The organism is Thioalkalivibrio sp. ALJT, from assembly GCF_000381825.1.
In the GTDB taxonomy this organism is placed as follows: Bacteria; Pseudomonadota; Gammaproteobacteria; order Ectothiorhodospirales; family Ectothiorhodospiraceae; genus Thioalkalivibrio.
The window spans coordinates 20,001-36,658 of the sequence record NZ_KB907121.1 but is presented as its reverse complement, the minus strand read 5'-3'; the positions used below and the strand labels follow the sequence as shown (position 1 = coordinate 36,658).

Sequence of the window (16,658 nt, the reverse complement as noted above, 5' to 3'; positions counted from 1 at the left end):
CTGTTAAGGTTCTCGCACACACTTAACCGGAGTCCGCCATCATGGCCGTTCAGGAACTTACGCAGGACAATTTCGAAGCCGCCATCACCGGAAACGACATCGTCATTCTGGACTTCTGGGCCCCGTGGTGCGGCCCGTGCCAGCAATTTGCTCCGACCTTCGAGGAGGCCTCGGGCAAGCACGACGATGTCGTCTTTGCCAAGGTGAATACCGACGAAGAACAGGGTATCGCCGGTGCCTTCCAGATCCGCTCCATCCCCACCCTGATGATCTTCCGCGAGCAGATCATCGTGTTCTCGCAGCCGGGCGTGCTCTCCGCCGGACAGCTGGACGAAGTGCTGGGCAAGGTGCGCGAGCTGGATATGGAACAGGTGCGTGCCGATATCGAACGCCAGCAGCAGGAACAGCAGCAGGCTGGCGGTGCCTGAGCGTATCCAGCGCACCACATGACCGCGGGGCCGTTTCGGCGCCTGCCGCAAAAACCCGGCCGGGCCTGCCCCTGCCGGGTTTTTGCATGTGGGGCACGGCCAACACCCGTAGAATGGGCCCGGTGGGGTGGGTCGCGCCCCGTTTCGGGAGGGATGTCGTCGCCATGCCCCGACGGCGCAGGGATTCCGCTGGCAGCCTTGTGATCATCAAAAATAGCTCTCGTTTTTCCATGCGGTCCGCTATGGGCACTCAGGACCGACAGGCGGCCAACTGATGCTCGCCGTGATGACCCAGATGGGGGCGTTGATCGTGGCGGGCGTGATCTGGCGCGCGCTGCAACCGGGCGGGCTGGATGCCGACACCGCCCGCCGCGTCCTGACCACCCTGGTTTATTACCTGTTGTTGCCGGCCCTGGTGCTCCAGGTCCTGTGGACGGCGCCGCTGGGACTGGATTCGCTGCGCATCGCCCTGGTTGCCGGGCTTACGGTCCTGGCGATGGTAGCGGCCACCCTGCTGGCCTGTCGGGTCTGCATGGCGGAACGTGCGGCCGTTGGCGCAATGCTGCTGGCGGCGGCCTGGCCCAATGCGACCTATCTGGGGCTTCCGATCCTCGACAGCCTGTTCGGGGATGCCGGGCGCGCGGTCGCCATCCAGTACGATCTGTTTGCCTGTCTGCCCCTGGTGCTGACGCTCGGCGTGCTGCTGGCGCGGCGTTACGGCGACCCCGAGGCCGTGCGTCTGTACGGGGGTGGCAGCCCGCTGCGCGGTCTGGCTGCCGTGCCTTCCATCTGGGCGGCCGTGCTGGGTGTGGGCCTTAATCTTGCCGGCATCCCGCTGATCGACTGGCTGGATGTCTTCCTTGGCTTCCTGGCCGACAGTGTCGCGCCCTTGATGCTGTTTTCGCTGGGTCTCGCGCTGGTGTTCAATCGTTTTCGCGGCCGTGATGCGCGGCCACTGGCGGTGGTCGCCGGGGTGCAGTTGGTGCTGGCGCCGCTGTTTGCGCTGGGGATGGTGCTGTGGATCGGGCTGGAGGGTGTGCCGGGGGTCGGGTCGGTGCTGGAGGCGGCGATGCCGGCGATGGTGCTTGGTCTCGTGTTCTGTGATCGGTTCCGGCTGGATACCGGGCTTTATGCGGCGGCGGTGACGCTGACGACGGCGCTGTCGCTGATCACCCTGCCGCTGTGGTTTGCCCTCGCCACCCACCTCATCGCCTGACTTTGGGGCTTCCCCCGCCGTCTGGCTGTGGCTGGGCCTGGTTCATCCTCTGGTGTTTACGGTGCCTTCGGTCAGCGACCTGCCATGCGCTGACTCGCCAGCGCGCCCCGCCCGTTTTTGATCAACAACTGGCTTTCTTGCTTGCCCAAGAAAGGACCCAAAGAAGGGCAACCGGATTCCGCCCGGGAACCCTTTCCATACGGGAGAGGAAGGTCAAGACAGAAGGTATCCCAGCCCCACGAAACCACAACGGCCCTGCCGCCTGAAAGCCCCCGGCGCCCGCTCGCGGGCGCGGCACGCAACGGCCAAAGGCCGAGCGTGCCCGAGATGTCGGAAAGCCCAGCCTCCCACCAATAGCTCGAATGTGGGGATGGCCGTTGTCTTGACCTTGACCCCCCGTTGTCGTCGCGCCGAGCGGAGAGGGTTTTCGCGGGATTCAAGGCGCTGGATGTCTGAGCGGAGCCGAAGGCGCAGCGAGTTCAGCGCCGCCCGCGAAAAGCCTCGGAGCGAGGGAAACCCCGGCCCGCGCAGCGGGCCGGGGTCGCGGCAGTCGGGCGTGTTTCTTGGGTACTTCTTTGCACGAGCAAAGAAGTACCTCGCGGCGCGCTGGCGAGTCAGCGCTTGGCAGTATGCGGACCGAAGCCACCATAAACACCGGATGCCACTCCAGGACCAGCCACCATCAGGCAGGCGGTGGACCGAAGGCGTCGTAAACACCGAATGGCGAAACAGTCGCTGCCACCGCCATGGCGCAACCGCCCGTTCACGCACAGGGGAGCGCTGACCCATGAGGGCTAGCGCAGGAGCATCAGGATGCCGGCGAGGATCAGCACGCCGGCGAAGCCGCGGCGGAGGGTGGCTACGGGCAGGTGATGGGTGAGCCAGACACCTGCGCGTACGCTGATGGCCGTGCCGATCACCACGCCGAGGATGGCCGGCAGATAGAGATAGCCCAGCGCCCACTCCGGCGCCTGGTAGGCCGGGTCGGTCCACTGCGGCAATGCGAACACCAGGCTCGCGCCGATGGAGATCGGCACGCCGAGGGCCGCGGCCGAGCCGATCGCCCGGCGCAGTTCCAGCCCCTGGCTGACCAGGAACGGCGTGGTCAGGGTGCCGCCGCCGATGCCGATCAGCGCGGAGACGGCCCCGATCACGGTGCCGCCGCCCAGCCAGACGCTGCGCCTCGGCACCGGCGCCTTCGGCGGCTGAATGTTGAGGAGCATCCAGATCCCGATCGCGACTTCGAAGGCGCCGAAGATGCGACCCAGGTGGTCGGAGTCGATGCGCGTGGCCAGCCAGGCGCCGAGCAGGGCCCCGACGATGATCCCCGGCAGCAGGCGGCGCACGGCCGTGCCGTCCACCCCGCCGCGGCGGTGATGGGCGCGGGCGGAGAGGACCGCGGTGGGGATGATCGCGCCCAGCGAGGAGCCGACCGCGAGCTGCACCAGGCTGGCCGAGTCGAAGGCCAGCAGGCTGAAGATCGCGACGAATACCGGCACCAGGATCAGCCCGCCGCCAATGCCGAACATCCCGGCCGGGATGCCGGCGACCAGGCCCAGAAGCACAAATAGCAGGCCCAGGCCTAGGGGAGCACTGATCAATGTACACACTCGCGTTGGTACCCCAGGTTTTCCGAGACAAGGCGCGTCGCGCAGTGGGTAGTGGTTCTACCCGCAAGCGGCGCAACGCAGGATCGGGGAACCTGGGGTACCAACCCCAAGGGGCTCGGCCGCTTTTGCGCGGGAACGGCGTTCCGGCTCCCTTGTGCAGAATGACTGCACGGCAGTCGCCGTGCCTTGTTCGCACGCAAAAGCGACTCGAGCGCGAGTGTGTACATTGATCAGTGTTCCCCTGGCGGCGACTGGGTCAGGGCCTCAAGCACGAGAGGGTGGGGGCGTCAGGCAGGGACCGGGCCGGCTGGGATGGAGCCGGCCGGCCCGGCGAGAGGGGGCAGGCGCTCAGAGCGCCTTGAAGCACTTGCGAGCGGCCTCGATGGTGGCGTCGAGGTCCGCGTCCGAGTGGGCGTTGGACATGAAGCCGGCCTCGAAGGCGCTGGGGGCGAGGTAGATGCCCTCGCCCAGCATCGCGTGGAAGAAGCGGCCGAAGGCGGCGGTGTCGCAGGCGGTGGCGCCGGCGAAGTCGGTGACCTTCTGGTCCGAGAAGAACAGGCCGAACATGCCCGGCACCTGGTTGGTGGTCAGGGCGACCCCGGCCTCGCGCGCGGCTTCCTCGAAGCCCGCGACGACCTTCTTCGTGCGCTGCTCCAGTTCGTCGTGGAAGCCCGGACGCGACAGGATCTCCAGGGTCTTGAGCCCGGCGGTCATCGCGATCGGGTTTCCGGACAGGGTGCCGGCCTGGTAGACCGGGCCCAGCGGCGAGAGGTGTTCCATGATCGCGCGCTTGCCGCCGAAGGCCCCCACCGGCATGCCGCCACCGATGATCTTGCCCAGCGTGGTCAGGTCCGGGGTGACGCCGAGATAGCCCTGGGCGCAGTTCTTCGACACGCGGAAGCCGGTCATCACCTCGTCGAAGATCAGTACCGCGCCGTGCTGGTCGCAGACCTCGCGCAGGGTCTCGAGAAAGCCCGGTTCCGGCGGGATGCAGTTCATGTTGCCGGCGATCGGCTCGACGATGATGCAGGCGACCTCGTCGCCCTTCTCGGCGAAGAAGGCGCGCACGCCGTCCGGGTCGTTGTAGGTGAGGGTGCTGGTCAGGGCGGCCAGCTCCTTCGGCACGCCGGGGGAGCTCGGCTGGCCGAGGGTCAGGGCGCCGGAGCCGGCCTTCACCAGCAGCGAGTCGCCATGGCCGTGGTAGTTGCCCTCGAACTTCACGATGCGGTCGCGCCCGGTGTAGCCGCGCGCCAGCCGGATCGCGCTCATCGTGGCCTCGGAGCCCGAGTTGGTCATGCGCACCAGGTCCATCGACGGCACCAGTTCGCAGACCTTCGCGGCCATGTCGTTTTCCAGCCGCGTCGGGCAGCCGAAGGACAGGCCGTTGTTGCAGGCCTCGCGCACCGCCTCGATCACCTCGGGGTGGGCGTGGCCGGCGACCATCGGGCCCCAGGAGCCGATGTAGTCGATGTAGCGCTGGCCGTCGGCGTCCCACATGTAGGCGCCACTGGCGCGGTCCATGAAGATCGGGGTGCCGCCCACGCCCTTGAACGCGCGGACCGGGGAGTTCACGCCCCCGGGGATGTGTTCTTTGGCGGCCTCGAACAGACGCTCGGTTTCCTGCATGACGGTGTCCTGTGTTTCGTTGAGTTCGGGTGTCGGTAGGCCTGGCAACCATAGCGGCGGCCGCCGGGCGGTGCAAAGGGGTTAGTCGAACAGTGTGCTGATGCGTCGGGCGGCGGCTTCCGGGTCGGGCGCGGCGCTGATGCCCTGGATCACGGCGACCAGGTCTGCCCCGGCCGCGACCACCTCGGCCGCGTTGTCCGGGGTGATGCCGCCGATGCCACAGATCGGCAGGTCCAGTGCCGCGCGCGCCTGGCGGAGCAGCTCCGGCCCGGCATAGGCGGCCTCCGGCTTGGTCGGGGAGGCGAACAGGGTGCCGAAGGCGACATAGCTGGCGCCGGCCCGGGCGGCGGCCTCGGCGTGCGCCAGCTCGTTGTAGCAGGAGACCCCGATGACCGCGTCCGGCCCCAGGAGCGCGCGGGCCGCGGTCGGGTCCGGATCGTCGCGGCCCAGATGCACGCCATCGGCCTGGATGCGCGCGGCCAGCTCGGTGTCGTCGTTGATGATGCAGCGCGCGCCGTGCGTGTGGGCGAGGGCGACCAGCTCGCGGGCGATCCCCTCGCGAGCGTCGTCCGCGAGCTGCTTGTCGCGGAACTGGATCAGGCTGGCGCCGCCGCGCAGTGCGGCCTCGGCATGGGCGAGGTGGGTGGCGCGCGGGTCCGCGCCCTCCGGCACCGCGGGGGTGATGAAGTAAAGCCCGCGCAGGGGCGCTCGGCTATCAGTCGTCATGCGGGCACAGGCGGTTGGGGATGTGCTGGCCGTGGCCGGGGGCATAGCCGCGGGCGATGGCATCGTTCATGAACGCCTGGGTCTCGATCACGGCCGGTTCGATGTCACGGCCCCGGGCGAGGAAGGCGGCGATCGCCGCGGCCAGGGTGCAGCCGGAGCCGTGGTAGCCGGCCGGGTGGCGCGGCAGCTCGAACGGGCGCATGTGGTCGTCCTCGCGGTAGAGGCGATTGATGATCGGGTCCTGCTCGGCGCCCTCGTGCCCGCCAGTGATCAGCACGTTGCGCGCGCCCAGCTGGCGCAGCCGGGGCCCCCATTCTTCGGGCGTCTCGGTGCGGGCCAGACGGGCGGCCTCGGGGCCGTTCGGGGTGATCAGCGTGGCCCGCGGCAGCAGGGCCTCGCGCGTGGCGTCGACCACCGCCTCGGTGGCCAGCGCCCCGCCGCCGCCGGCGACCATCACCGGGTCCAGTACCACCGGGATGTGCGGGTGCGCGCCGAGCAGCGCGGAGACGACGGTCACGTTCTCCACCGAGCCGAGCATGCCGATCTTGATCGCGGCGACCTCGAGATCGGCGAGGGTGACCTCGATCTGGGCGCGCAGCTGCTCCGGCGGGAGCACGGTGAAATCCACCACGTTGCGAGTGTCCTGCACGGTGATCGCGGTCACCGCCGTGGCCCCGTGTACGCCGAGCCGGGTAAAGGTAGTCAGGTCGGCCTGCAGACCCGCGCCGCCACCGGGGTCGGAGCCGGCAATGGTCAGCGCGATCGGGGGATGATTCATGAATGAGGACTCCCGTGCTAAGGTTGCGCGCGCCCCGGCACCCCCGGGGCGTTCCTGTTCCGAATCCCGGGAGTGTACGCAGCATGAGCCACGAGTTCGAAGTCGAGTCCATCCGTCCCCTGGTCGCCGCCGCGAAGGCCGGCGGTACGCTGAATGCGGAGGTCGACCAGGCCCTGGCCGCGCTGGAGCAGGCGATCAACCGGATCGCCGCCGAGCTGCAGGTGGAGCACGTGGGCCCCGGGGTGGGCATGGCGGATATGAATGCCGAGCATGTCTATCGCCTGGTGATCCGTCAGCACGAGATCGACGTGACGCGGCACGAGTGGAGCCTGTGGGTCTGCGATGCGCTGGATAATTGTGACTTCCGCGCGACCTGGCCGGTTACCGGCGCCGGGCGTCTGCGCCGCAAGCAGGTGACGGCCGTGGTGCCGGAGCTGGTGGCGGGCTACCGCGATGCGGTCGTGGCCGCCGGCAAGGGGGATACCCCGGCCGGCCAGCGCCTGGATCAGATGGCCGGTCTGTTCAGCTGACTGCGCCTGCCGGCTCGCGCAGCGAGATGACCGGCCAGCCCTTTTGGCGGGCATGTTCCGCGAGGGCCGGGTCGGGGTCCACGGCCACGGGGCGGCCGACCTGTTCCAGTAGCGGGATGTCGTTGCGCGAGTCGCTGTAGAAGCTGGCCTGTGTGATCGCGCCCTCGGGGTTCGGATGATCCGCGAGGTGCTGGCGCAGGCGTTCGATCTTGCCTTCCTGGAAGCAGGGCACGCCCGTCAGTTCGCCGGTGAACGCCCCGTCTTCACGCTCTTCGGCCAGGGTGGCGATCAGGTGGTCCACGCCGAGGATGTCGGCGATCGGCTGGGTCACGAACTGGTTGGTCGCGGTGATGATCACCAGCTCGTCGCCCGCGGCCCGGTGCCTTGCCAGAAGCGGCCGGGCCCCGGGGGCGATCATCGGCTGGATCAGGGTGTCGATGAACTGCTCCCGCCACGCCTCCAGCTGCGCGCGTGGGTGTTCGGCCAGCGGGCTGAACGCAAAGCGACAGAACTCGTGGATGTCGAGGGTCCCTGCCACATATTCCTTATAGAAGCGGTCATTGGTCTCGGCGTGGCAGGTCGGATGCACGGCGCCTACCTCGGCGAGGAACTGGTTCCAGGCGTGATCACTGTCGCCGGCGAGCAGGGTGTTATCGAGGTCGAACAGAGCCAGATTCATCGGTGGTTCTCGGGTTGGCATGAGTCGGACGAAAGTGTACCGGCGGGCGTGGCGGCCTGCAGCCTGATGCTCTCGTCGGACCGGCACCGGAAACCGGGTAGGGGTTTTGCCGCCGGGACGCCGGCTGTGGAACAATGCCAGTAAGAGAAACGTATCTGGCTGATGCAAGTGATTGATTGTGACGGGTATCGCGCAAACGTAGGCATCATCCTGTGCAACGCGGAAAGGCAGCTGTTCTGGGGCAAGCGGGTTGGTCAGGAGGCCTGGCAGTTTCCTCAGGGTGGCGTGCACGCGGAAGAAACGCCGCAAGAGGCGATGTTTCGCGAGTTGCGCGAGGAGACGGGCCTGCTGCCCCGGCACGTTGAGGTGCTGGGCTATACGCGTCATTGGCTGCGCTATCGTCTGCCGGAGCGCATGGTCCGGCGCCACAAGCGCCCGGTCTGCATCGGGCAGAAGCAGCGCTGGTTCCTGCTGCGCATGGTGGGAGACGAGAACGACGTGGTGCTGGATGCAATGGAAACCCCGGAGTTCGACGACTGGCGCTGGATTGACTACTGGCGGCCGGCGCGCGAGGTCGTGCATTTCAAGCGTCAGGTCTACCGCCGCGCGCTGTGCGAGCTGGTGCCGCTGATGTTCCCGGAGCTGGAAGACGGGCGCGCGGGCCCGCGCCGCGCGTGCAGCGGAGACTCCGGTGATCCGCCCCCGTCGCGCGCCCTGCCGGTGTCTTCGCGTTGACGAACCCGAGCCCGCCGTCGATGCTGGAGGTCCTGCGCCGTGTGGTGCAGGAGGTGAATGGCGCGGCCGATTTTTTCGAAGCGCTGCATATCATCGTGACCCGCGTGAAGGCCGCGCTCGCGATCGATGTCTGCTCGATCTATCTGAAATCGCCGCAGTCGGGACGCCTGGTCCTGATGGCTTCGGAGGGGTTGCGCGAGGAGTCCGTCGGGCATGTGGAGATGGACCCGTCCGAGGGTCTGGTGGGTCTGGTCGCTTCGCGTGCCGAGCCGGTCAACCTGGACAGTGCCCAGGATCACCCGCGCTTTCGCTACTTCCCGGAGACCGGCGAGGAGCACTTCCTGGCCTTTCTCGGGGTGCCGATCATTCACCAGCGCAACCTGCTCGGGGTGCTGGTCGTGCAGCAGCACCAGGCGCGCAAGTTCGATGACGAACATGTTTCCTTCCTGATTACGCTGGCCGCGCAGCTGGCCGGTGCGATCGCCTACGCCGAGTTTAATGACGAGATCTCCTCGGAGACCCCGCTGATCGGGCATGTGAATGTCGAGGCGACCGGCATCGCCGGTTCCCCGGGGGTCGCGATCGGGCGTGCCGTGGTGGCCTATCGGCTGGCGGATCTCGAGTCCATCCCGGACCGCGAGGGGGCCGGGGTGGACGAGGAGCTCGAGCGCCTGGCGACGGCGGTGGCCGATACCCGGACCGAGATCGAGGACCTGAAGCAGCGCATGGGCGAGGCCCTCGGTCCGGACGAGCAGGTGCTGTTCGACGCCTACCTGTTGTTGCTGGGTTCGGATTCGCTGGTGCACAAGACCGAGGCGCGCATCCGCAACGGCCAGTGGGCGCCGGCCGCGCTACGCGACACGGTGCGCGAGAGCGTGCGGGTGTTCGAGGACATGGAAGACCCCTATCTGCGCGAGCGCGCGGCCGACGTGCGCGATCTCGGGCGACGGGTGTTGTCGCACCTGCTGCCCGCCGAGCGTAGTCAGGAGGAGTTTCCCGATGGCGGCATCCTGGTGGGCGATGACCTGACTGCCTCGCATCTGGCGGAGGTGCCGATCGAGCGCCTGGGCGCGATGGTCTCGGCCAAGGGTACCGGGTCGTCCCATATCGCCATCCTGGCGCGGGCCTTGAACATTCCGGCGGTGATGGGGGTTTCCGAGCTGCCGGTCGGGCGCCTGGAAGGGCGCGAGATCCTGGTGGATGGCTACCGGGGGCGGCTGTTCGTGAATCCGAACGCGGAGCTGCGCGCCGAGTTCGAACGCCTGGTGCGTGAGGAGCGCGAGCTGGCCGAGGATCTGCGTGCCCTGGCGAAGGATCCGGCCGAGACTCGTGACGGGGTGGCGGTCCCGGTGCTCGCCAACTCCGGTCTGCTGGCGGACATCAAGCCGTCGCTGGAGTCCGGGGCCGAGGGCGTGGGGCTTTATCGCACCGAGGTCCCGTTCATGATCCGGGACCGCTTCCCGGGCGAGGAGGAACAGGTCCAGCTCTACGAGCAGGTGCTGGCGTCGTTCGACCCGATGCCGGTGACGCTGCGCACGCTGGATATCGGCGGCGACAAGGCGCTGCCGTATTTCCCGGTCAAGGAGGACAACCCGTTTCTGGGCTGGCGCGGCATCCGTATCTCGCTGGACCACCCGGAGATCTTCCTGACCCAGCTGCGGGCCATGCTCAAGGCCAGCCGCGCCCACGACAATCTGCAGATCCTGTTCCCGATGATCTCGGCCCTGGACGAGCTGAAGGGCTCCATGAGCCTGCTCAATCGGGCGCGCGAGGAGTTGCTGGACGAGGGCTTCCGTATCCCGGTGCCGCGCATTGGCGTGATGGTCGAGGTGCCGGCGGCGGTGTATATGTCGGAGATGCTGGCGCGGCGGGTGGATTTTCTGTCCGTGGGCACCAATGACCTGGTGCAGTACCTGCTCGCGGTGGACCGCAACAACGCGCGCGTCGCCAGCCTCTATGACACCCTGCATCCGGCCTGTATCCATGCGCTGGAGACCATCACCGAGGGTTCGCATCGGGCCGGCAAGCCGGTCAGTGTCTGCGGGGAGATGGCGGCCGATCCGGCCGCGGTAATCCTGCTGCTGGGCATGGGGATCGACAGCCTCAGTGTCAGCGTGTCCGCCATCCCGCGGGTGAAATGGGTAATCCGCAGCTTCTCCACCGATCGCGCCGAGGCCCTGCTGGCGCAGTGCCGGCTGCTGGAGAATGCGGACCAGATCCGCTCGCTGCTCAACAACGCCCTGGTCCAGGCCGGGCTGGGCGGGCTGGTGCGCGCCGGCAAGACCTGAGGCAACGACTGTGTCTGCGGTCCGTGGCCGCCGCTGGCTTCGGGTCAGGTACGCCGGGCGCGCATCCGCGCAACCAGGGCTGTTACGACAAAGATGCTCAGCACGACGCCTATGGCGATCAGGGCATCCGGGATGGAGCGGTTGATCACCAGCACCACCACGCCGACCAGGATCGGTACCGGGGCCTCGTTGAACCAGCGATACCAGGTGTGATCGCGGCGGTTCCGCTCGTCACGGAAGTCACGCACGATCTTGCCGCACCAGACGTGATAGGCGATCAGCACGGCGATCAGGGTCAGCTTGAAGTGCATCCAGGGCTCGGCCAGGTAGAACGAGCGATCCATCAGCATGACCACCCCGAAGGCGATGGTGAGCAGGGCGCCGGGGGTCATGATCCCGTAGAACAGCTTGCGCTCCATGATCTTGAAGCGTTCCCGGCCCGGGACGTCCGCGGTCATCGCGTGATAGACGAACAGGCGCGGCAGATAGAACAGCCCGGCGAACCAGGTGACCATGAAGATCACATGGAGGCTGAGGTACCAGTTATAGGCTTGCATGGTCGTTTTTCTCGTCGGGCGGCGCCGTGCTTACGACAACCAGCGTTCCAGGTGGCGTTCGATCTGTTCGAAGTCCGGGTCGCCCAGCTTCTGATAGACGATGCGACCGCCGGGCGAGATCAGGAAGGTCGTGGGGGTCAGGCGCACTCCGCCGTAGGCCTGGGAGAAGGTGTCGTCGCTGTCGTGGATCACCTTGTAGGGGATTTCACGGTCCTCGCGCATCGCTTCCACGCGGTTGATCGGGTCGTAGGAGAGGGCGACCGCCAGCAATTCGAAACCGTGGTCGGAGTAGGTCTCGTGCAGATGAGTCAGTTTCGGTATCTCGCGCACGCAGGACGGGCAGTTCGTCGCCCAGAACGAGATCATCACGGGGCGACCCTCGTAGTCCTCGAGCGCGACCGCTTCGCCATCCAGTGTGGTGGCGGCGAAGGCAGGTGCGGGTCGCATCCCGTCATCGGTCAGCCAGATGGTCGCGGCGATGGCAATCAGCGCGATGATGAAGATGCCTCCGAAGATGGCCTTGCGGTCGATCCTGCCCTTGCTCATGAGATGTGGTCTCGTTGGTGGATGGTCTGCAAATGTGGACTGGCTGCAGCGGCTTGCGTTCCGTGGCCGCGATCAAGCCGGTATCATGCCGCAGCATGACGACTGCAACCAGTAGCAAGCCTATCCGCATCGGGGTTGTCGGTGCGACCGGATACACCGGTGTCGAGTTGTTGCGCCTGCTGGCGCGTCACCCGGCCGCCAACCTGCATGTGGTGACTTCGCGTGGCGAGGCCGGGACGCCGGTGGCCACGATGTTTCCCAGCTTGCGGGGGGCAGTGGATGCGGTGTTTCAGGCCCCGGACGAGGCGGTTCTTGGCGACTGCGATGTGGTCTTTTTTGCCACGCCCCACGGCGTCGCGCACGGGCTTGCCGCTCCCCTGCTGGAGCGGGGCGTGCGCATTATTGACCTGTCGGCGGATTTCCGCATTCGCGATCCCGAGTTGTGGGCGCGCTGGTACGGTCAGGCGCACGGGGCGCCGCAGTATCTGGACGAGGCCGTTTACGGTCTGCCCGAGCTCAACCGTGAGCAGATTCGCGCTGCCCGCTTGATCGCCGTGCCCGGCTGTTATCCTACGGCGGTCAGTCTGGCGGTGCTGCCGCTGCTGGAGGCCGGTCTGGTGGACCCTGACGACGTGATCGCGGATGCCAAGAGCGGGGTCAGCGGCGCGGGTCGCAAGGCGCAGATCGGCGGTTTGTTCGCCGAGGTGCAGGAGGACTTCCGGGCCTATGCCAGTGGTGGTCACCGGCACTGGCCGGAGATCCAGCAGACCCTGAGCGGTGTGGCGGGGCAATCGGTGGGCCTGATCTTCCAGCCGCACCTGGTGCCGATGACCCGGGGCATTCATGCGACGCTTTATCTGCGCCCGCACGGGCAGGCGGACTGGCAGGCCTGCTTCGAGAAGCGCTACCACAACGAGCCATTCGTGGATGTGATGCCCGCAGGGTCACATCCGCAAACGTCCAGCGTGCGGGGTACCAATCTGTGTCGTATTGCACTGGCGCAGCCGCCGCATTCGGACCGACTGATGGTCCTGTCGGTTATCGACAATCTGGTCAAGGGCGCGGCCGGGCAGGCGGTGCAGAACATGAATCTGATGTTCGGCCTGGAGGAGACCGCAGGTCTGAGCGGGCTGCCCGTGTTCCCTTGATGCCGGGAAGATCCGTATGACGCCCCAATTCCCGCGTCCGCCCCGTTTGCCGCGAATCCCCCCGGCGCGGCGCTCGCGTCGCGGGCGCCGCCGCGGATGGGCGTGGTGGGTTGTGCCGCCGCTGACGATCGCGCTGGTGGTGCCGGTTGTTGTCATTGCCCTGTGGTGGACGGGATCGCTGCCCGATTCCCTGGAGGTTGTTGCGGATGCCCATGAGGGTATCGAGACGCTGCAGGCGGAGCTGGAACGGGAGACTGCCGCGCATCAGGCGGCCGTGGCAGCCCTGCGCCGGACCCAGCAGGAGCTGGAGATGCAGCGCGCCGAGGTCCAGGCGTTCGCCGCCGATATCGAACGGCAGGAGTCCGAGCTATTGATGCTGCGCGACGAGCTCGCGTTTTATCGCCGCCTGGCTGAGGGGGCGGAGGGGGACGGCCTTGGCATTCGCGCGTTGCGGTTGCAGCGCACCGGGCAGGCCAGGGGCTTTGATGTGACTTTTCAACTTTACCGTCCGGGGCTGAATCGGTCGCTGGATCTGGAATGGTCCCTGGAGGTTGAGGGCTACGCGGCGGAAGGCGAGGACCGGATCGTCCTCGACGCCGATGCCCTGGGTGTAGATGCCGACCGCAGCGTTGCAGGGCTCCGCCTGCTGCGTGGCCAGCGGGTGCGGATACGACTGCCGGAGGGTTTCGAGCCGCAGCGTCTGACCCTGCGTGCGGTCGCCAAGGATGAGGAAAATATCGAGCCCGTCGCCGAGCAGGTCGCATGGGATCGTCTGTTGGAGGAAATACCATGATTGGACGCAAGCGAGGCCGCCGCGCGAAAAAGGTGGATACGCTGGTGGGGAGTCTTACGGTGATTCACGGCGATGTCGAGTTCGGGGGCGGGTTGCATATCGAGGGCCGGGTGGTTGGGGATATCCGGGCCGCATCCGATCCGGGCGCGGTGCTGGTGGTGGCCGAGGGCGGCGTGGTCGAAGGCCATATCGCCGTGCCCCGCCTGCTGATGAACGGCGAGGTGCAGGGGGACGTCCATGTCGGTGAACACGTGGAACTGGGCGAGACCGCGCGGCTTGCGGGCAACCTCTATTACACGGCGTTGCAGATGTCGGAGGGGGCCCAGGTCGACGGCTTGCTGAAACGGGTCGACCACCCGCTGCAGGGTGAGCTGGAAGGGCCGGGTGAGACCCGCAGCCTGGCTAATCCTACGGAAGATGCGCATTCTTGACTCTGAGGGTCGGCTTTCCGTAGCGTGTCAGAAAATATTGAACACAGGAGGCCCTGCATGTCCGAGCCCATGACGTCCGAAGCGGAAATGGACATTGAGATCCCCAGCCCGCTGATCTTTACCGACGCTGCGGCGACCAAGGTGAAGGGGCTGATCGAAGAAGAGAACAACGAAAACCTGAAGCTTCGGGTTTTTGTCAGCGGTGGTGGTTGCTCCGGCTTCCAGTACGGGTTCACCTTCGACGAGACCGTCGGCGAAGGCGACACTGTGGTGGAGAACGGGGGCGTGACCCTGCTGATTGATCCGATGAGCTTCCAGTATCTGGCCGGCGCCGAGATCGATTACTCCGAGGGTCTGGAGGGTGCGCAGTTTGTGATTCGCAACCCGAACGCGACCACGACCTGCGGTTGCGGTTCCAGCTTCTCGGTCTGATCCGGACCGTTACCTTTGCAAGGCCCGCCCCGGTTCTCCGCGGCGGGCCTTCTGCGTTTCAGGGGCACCGCTTGGTTGGCGTTTCGCGGCGGCACAGGTATGTGCCGCCGGAATCGGCCCCGGCAAGTGCTCACTTTCGAAGCAGGCTGCAAGAGGGCTCTCAGGGAAGCACGGATGAATGCACACACTCATGTTGGCATCCCCGGGTTTTCCAAGATCAGGCGCGTGGTACAGCCGGTCGTGGTGCTACCGGCCGGTTCCGCCGGGGATGATGCAGCCGAGCACCCGAGGGCCGCGCGCGCCGGTGACCTCGGGCAGATTGCCGGTGTGGCCGGCCAGCGTGCGTGCTGCCAGCCAGGCAAACGCCGCTCCCTCAACCTGTTGCGGTGGGATGCCATGGCCTGTGGTGGTTTCGACCCGGGTTCCGGTCTGGGTCTGCTGCAGGCGCTCCATCAGGTAGGTGTTGAGCGCCCCGCCGCCGCAGACCAGCAGCCGCGCCGGGGGGCGGATGTCGACTGCCTGCAGCGCGCGGCGCACGCTGGTGATGGTCAGTTCGACCAGGGTGGCCTGGATGTCCTCGGGGCGCGCCTGTTCCAGGGCCTCGCCGGTACGGGCGCGCAGCCACGCGGGTGAGAAGTATTCGGGGCCGGTGCTCTTGGGGGGTGGCCGTTCGAAGAAGGGGTCGTCCAGCAGTCTGGCCAGCAGGTGCGGATCCGGCTGGCCGCTGCGCGCCCAGTTTCCATTTCGGTCGAACGCTGTGCCCTGATGGCACCGATTCCAGGCGTCCAGCAGCGTGTTCGCCGGCCCGCAGTCGAAGCCGGTGACGGCCCGGCCGGGTGCCAGCCAGGTGATGTTCCCGATGCCACCCAGGTTCAGGACTGCCCGGGCCTCGTCCGGGCTGGCGAACTGTGCGGCGTGAAAGCCGCAGGCGAGGGGCGCGCCCTGGCCTCCGGCCGCGATGTCGCGGGGGCGGAACTGGGCAACCGTGTCGATTCCGGTGATCTCGGCAATCCGGAACGGGTCGCCGATCTGCCAGGTGAAGGCCGGGTTGCGGTCAGGGGCGTGGTGCACGGTCTGGCCATGGCTGCCGATCGCGCGGATCGTCGCGGGGGGCAGGCCAGTCTGCTCCAGTAGCGCCAGCACGGCCTGCCCGAACAGGTCCCCGAGCTTCGCATCCAGCGTGCCCAGCTGCGCGTAGCGCAGTGTCGTCGTGGTCGCGGCAGTCGCCAGTTCTGCGGCCAGGTCGTCCGGGAACTCGAGCTGCAAGTGATCCAGGACCTGCATGCGGCCGCCGCCAAGGGACTCGGTCAGAACGGCATCAATCCCATCCCGGCTGGTGCCGGACATCAATCCTATATAACGGTCGGTCATGGCGCAGATCCTGTCGCGTCGGGCAGCGCCCATTCTGGACTACCGGGCCATTTCGCGTCCGGTCGGGCCTCGCGGTATCCTTGCGCGTTGTCGGCCATCCCGGCCGGATTCCGATCCAGGGAAACGCTGCTTAAAGTATTCGCGCGCGTTGCTGCCTCAGGTTTTCCGAGACCATTCCTGTCGGGCAGCGGGGGTGATTCTGCTTGCCCGTTGTTGCGCAAAACGGGCGCGCGACCGTGGGTATCAACCAGTGTTTCCCTCAACCAGGGGGCGTCATGGAACTCGAAGACCAGCTGGCCGTCATTCGTCGCGGCACCGATGAAATCTTGCTCGAGGATGACCTCGTTGAGCGTCTCAAGACCGGCCGACCTCTGCGGGTCAAGGCCGGCTTTGATCCCACAGCGCCGGACCTGCATCTCGGACACACCGTGCTGATCAACAAGCTGCGCCAGTTGCAGGACCTCGGTCACCACATCCTGTTCCTCATCGGCGACTTCACCGGGCGTATCGGTGATCCTTCGGGCAAGAATGCGACCCGCCCGCCCCTGTCCGCGGCGGATATCGAGCGCAATGCCGCGACCTACCGGGAGCAGGTGTTTCGCATCCTCGATCCCGAACGCACTGAAGTGGTCTTTAACTCAACGTGGATGGAGCCGATGGGGGCGGCTGGCATGGTGCAGCTCGCCGCCCGCCACACCGTCGCACGCATGCTCGAGCGCGACGATTTCCACAAGCGTTATACCGCACAGCAGCCGATCGCTATT

The 16,658-nt window shown here is 67.0% G+C and carries 18 protein-coding genes (1 of these 18 only partly in view); 10 read left to right on the top strand and 8 right to left on the bottom strand.

All coding sequences use genetic code 11. The features are described from left to right. The first annotated feature begins 41 nt into the window (after positions 1-41). Positions 42-428 (top strand): thioredoxin, encoded by a 387-nt coding sequence (trxA, locus tag G332_RS0100195; RefSeq protein WP_019624973.1) that lies wholly within the window; start codon positions 42-44, stop codon positions 426-428. Between the two features lie 274 nt (positions 429-702). Beyond that, positions 703-1,644: an AEC family transporter gene (locus G332_RS0100190; protein WP_019624972.1), complete on the top strand. Its 942-nt coding sequence runs from the start codon at positions 703-705 to the stop codon at positions 1,642-1,644. A 794-nt stretch (positions 1,645-2,438) separates the two neighbouring features. Here the strand turns inward: G332_RS0100190 and G332_RS0100185 are convergent. From G332_RS0100185 to thiD, 4 genes are all read right to left on the bottom strand, one after another. After that, entirely contained in the window at positions 2,439-3,245 is an 807-nt protein-coding gene (locus G332_RS0100185) for a sulfite exporter TauE/SafE family protein (RefSeq protein ID WP_026340466.1), read from the bottom strand. A 357-nt stretch (positions 3,246-3,602) separates the two neighbouring features. After that, positions 3,603-4,880, bottom strand: a complete 1,278-nt coding sequence (gene hemL, locus G332_RS0100180) for a glutamate-1-semialdehyde 2,1-aminomutase (RefSeq protein WP_019624970.1) — start codon at positions 4,878-4,880, stop codon at positions 3,603-3,605. Positions 4,881-4,961: 81 nt separating this feature from the next. Further along, entirely contained in the window at positions 4,962-5,606 is a 645-nt protein-coding gene (gene thiE / locus G332_RS0100175) for a thiamine phosphate synthase (RefSeq protein WP_026340465.1), read from the bottom strand. After that, a complete protein-coding gene (gene thiD / locus G332_RS0100170; protein WP_019624968.1) occupies positions 5,596-6,384 on the bottom strand; it encodes a bifunctional hydroxymethylpyrimidine kinase/phosphomethylpyrimidine kinase in 789 nt (262 codons plus the stop codon). Before thiD ends, thiE begins: the two co-directional genes overlap by 11 nt. Before the next feature lie 83 nt (positions 6,385-6,467). Between thiD and G332_RS0100165 the strand changes: the two genes are divergently transcribed. Then, entirely contained in the window at positions 6,468-6,914 is a 447-nt protein-coding gene (locus G332_RS0100165; RefSeq protein ID WP_019624967.1) for a hypothetical protein, read from the top strand. Here G332_RS0100165 and G332_RS0100160 read toward each other — a convergent pair. Further along, a complete protein-coding gene (locus G332_RS0100160; protein ID WP_019624966.1) occupies positions 6,907-7,593 on the bottom strand; it encodes an HAD family phosphatase in 687 nt (228 codons plus the stop codon). The two genes, G332_RS0100165 and G332_RS0100160, sit on opposite strands and share 8 nt — an antisense overlap. A 162-nt stretch (positions 7,594-7,755) precedes the next feature. Between G332_RS0100160 and G332_RS0100155 the strand changes: the two genes are divergently transcribed. Next, positions 7,756-8,328 (top strand): RNA pyrophosphohydrolase, encoded by a 573-nt coding sequence (locus G332_RS0100155; RefSeq protein ID WP_019624965.1) that lies wholly within the window; start codon positions 7,756-7,758, stop codon positions 8,326-8,328. A 20-nt stretch (positions 8,329-8,348) separates the two neighbouring features. Further along, entirely contained in the window at positions 8,349-10,616 is a 2,268-nt protein-coding gene (ptsP, locus tag G332_RS0100150) for a phosphoenolpyruvate--protein phosphotransferase (protein WP_019624964.1), read from the top strand. 44 nt (positions 10,617-10,660) lie between these two features. Here the strand turns inward: ptsP and G332_RS0100145 are convergent, their stop codons facing one another. Beyond that, on the bottom strand, positions 10,661-11,173 hold the full coding sequence (locus G332_RS0100145) for a CopD family protein (protein WP_019624963.1): 513 nt from the start codon (positions 11,171-11,173) through the stop codon (positions 10,661-10,663). A gap of 30 nt (positions 11,174-11,203) precedes the next feature. Further along, positions 11,204-11,719: a peroxiredoxin gene (locus tag G332_RS0100140; protein ID WP_019624962.1), complete on the bottom strand. Its 516-nt coding sequence runs from the start codon at positions 11,717-11,719 to the stop codon at positions 11,204-11,206. Positions 11,720-11,814: 95 nt separating this feature from the next. Here G332_RS0100140 and argC point away from each other — a divergent pair, with 95 nt between their 5' ends. The 4 genes from argC to erpA all read left to right on the top strand — a co-directional run bounded on the left by argC (position 11,815) and on the right by erpA (position 14,523). After that, positions 11,815-12,867 (top strand): N-acetyl-gamma-glutamyl-phosphate reductase, encoded by a 1,053-nt coding sequence (gene argC, locus G332_RS0100135; RefSeq protein ID WP_026340464.1) that lies wholly within the window; start codon positions 11,815-11,817, stop codon positions 12,865-12,867. Between the two features lie 112 nt (positions 12,868-12,979). After that, positions 12,980-13,660, top strand: a complete 681-nt coding sequence (locus tag G332_RS0100130; protein WP_019624960.1) for a DUF6776 family protein — start codon at positions 12,980-12,982, stop codon at positions 13,658-13,660. Beyond that, complete coding sequence (locus tag G332_RS0100125) at positions 13,657-14,091, top strand: polymer-forming cytoskeletal protein (RefSeq protein ID WP_019624959.1); 435 nt, start codon at positions 13,657-13,659, stop codon at positions 14,089-14,091. Before G332_RS0100130 ends, G332_RS0100125 begins: the two co-directional genes overlap by 4 nt. Before the next feature lie 57 nt (positions 14,092-14,148). Further along, the gene (gene erpA, locus G332_RS0100120; protein WP_019624958.1) at positions 14,149-14,523 is read left to right on the top strand and encodes an iron-sulfur cluster insertion protein ErpA; all 375 of its coding nucleotides are present in this window, start codon (positions 14,149-14,151) and stop codon (positions 14,521-14,523) included. Positions 14,524-14,769: 246 nt separating this feature from the next. On the opposite strand, the gene G332_RS0100115 is transcribed toward erpA, so the two are convergent. Next, positions 14,770-15,894, bottom strand: a complete 1,125-nt coding sequence (locus G332_RS0100115; RefSeq protein WP_019624957.1) for an anhydro-N-acetylmuramic acid kinase — start codon at positions 15,892-15,894, stop codon at positions 14,770-14,772. Between the two features lie 275 nt (positions 15,895-16,169). Here G332_RS0100115 and tyrS point away from each other — a divergent pair, with 275 nt between their 5' ends. After that, positions 16,170-16,658, top strand: the 5' end (the start) of a protein-coding gene (tyrS, locus tag G332_RS0100110; RefSeq protein ID WP_019624956.1) for a tyrosine--tRNA ligase. 717 nt of this gene lie beyond the right edge of the window; 489 of the gene's 1,206 nt are visible here — the first part of the coding sequence; it begins with the start codon at positions 16,170-16,172; the stop codon falls past the right edge of the window.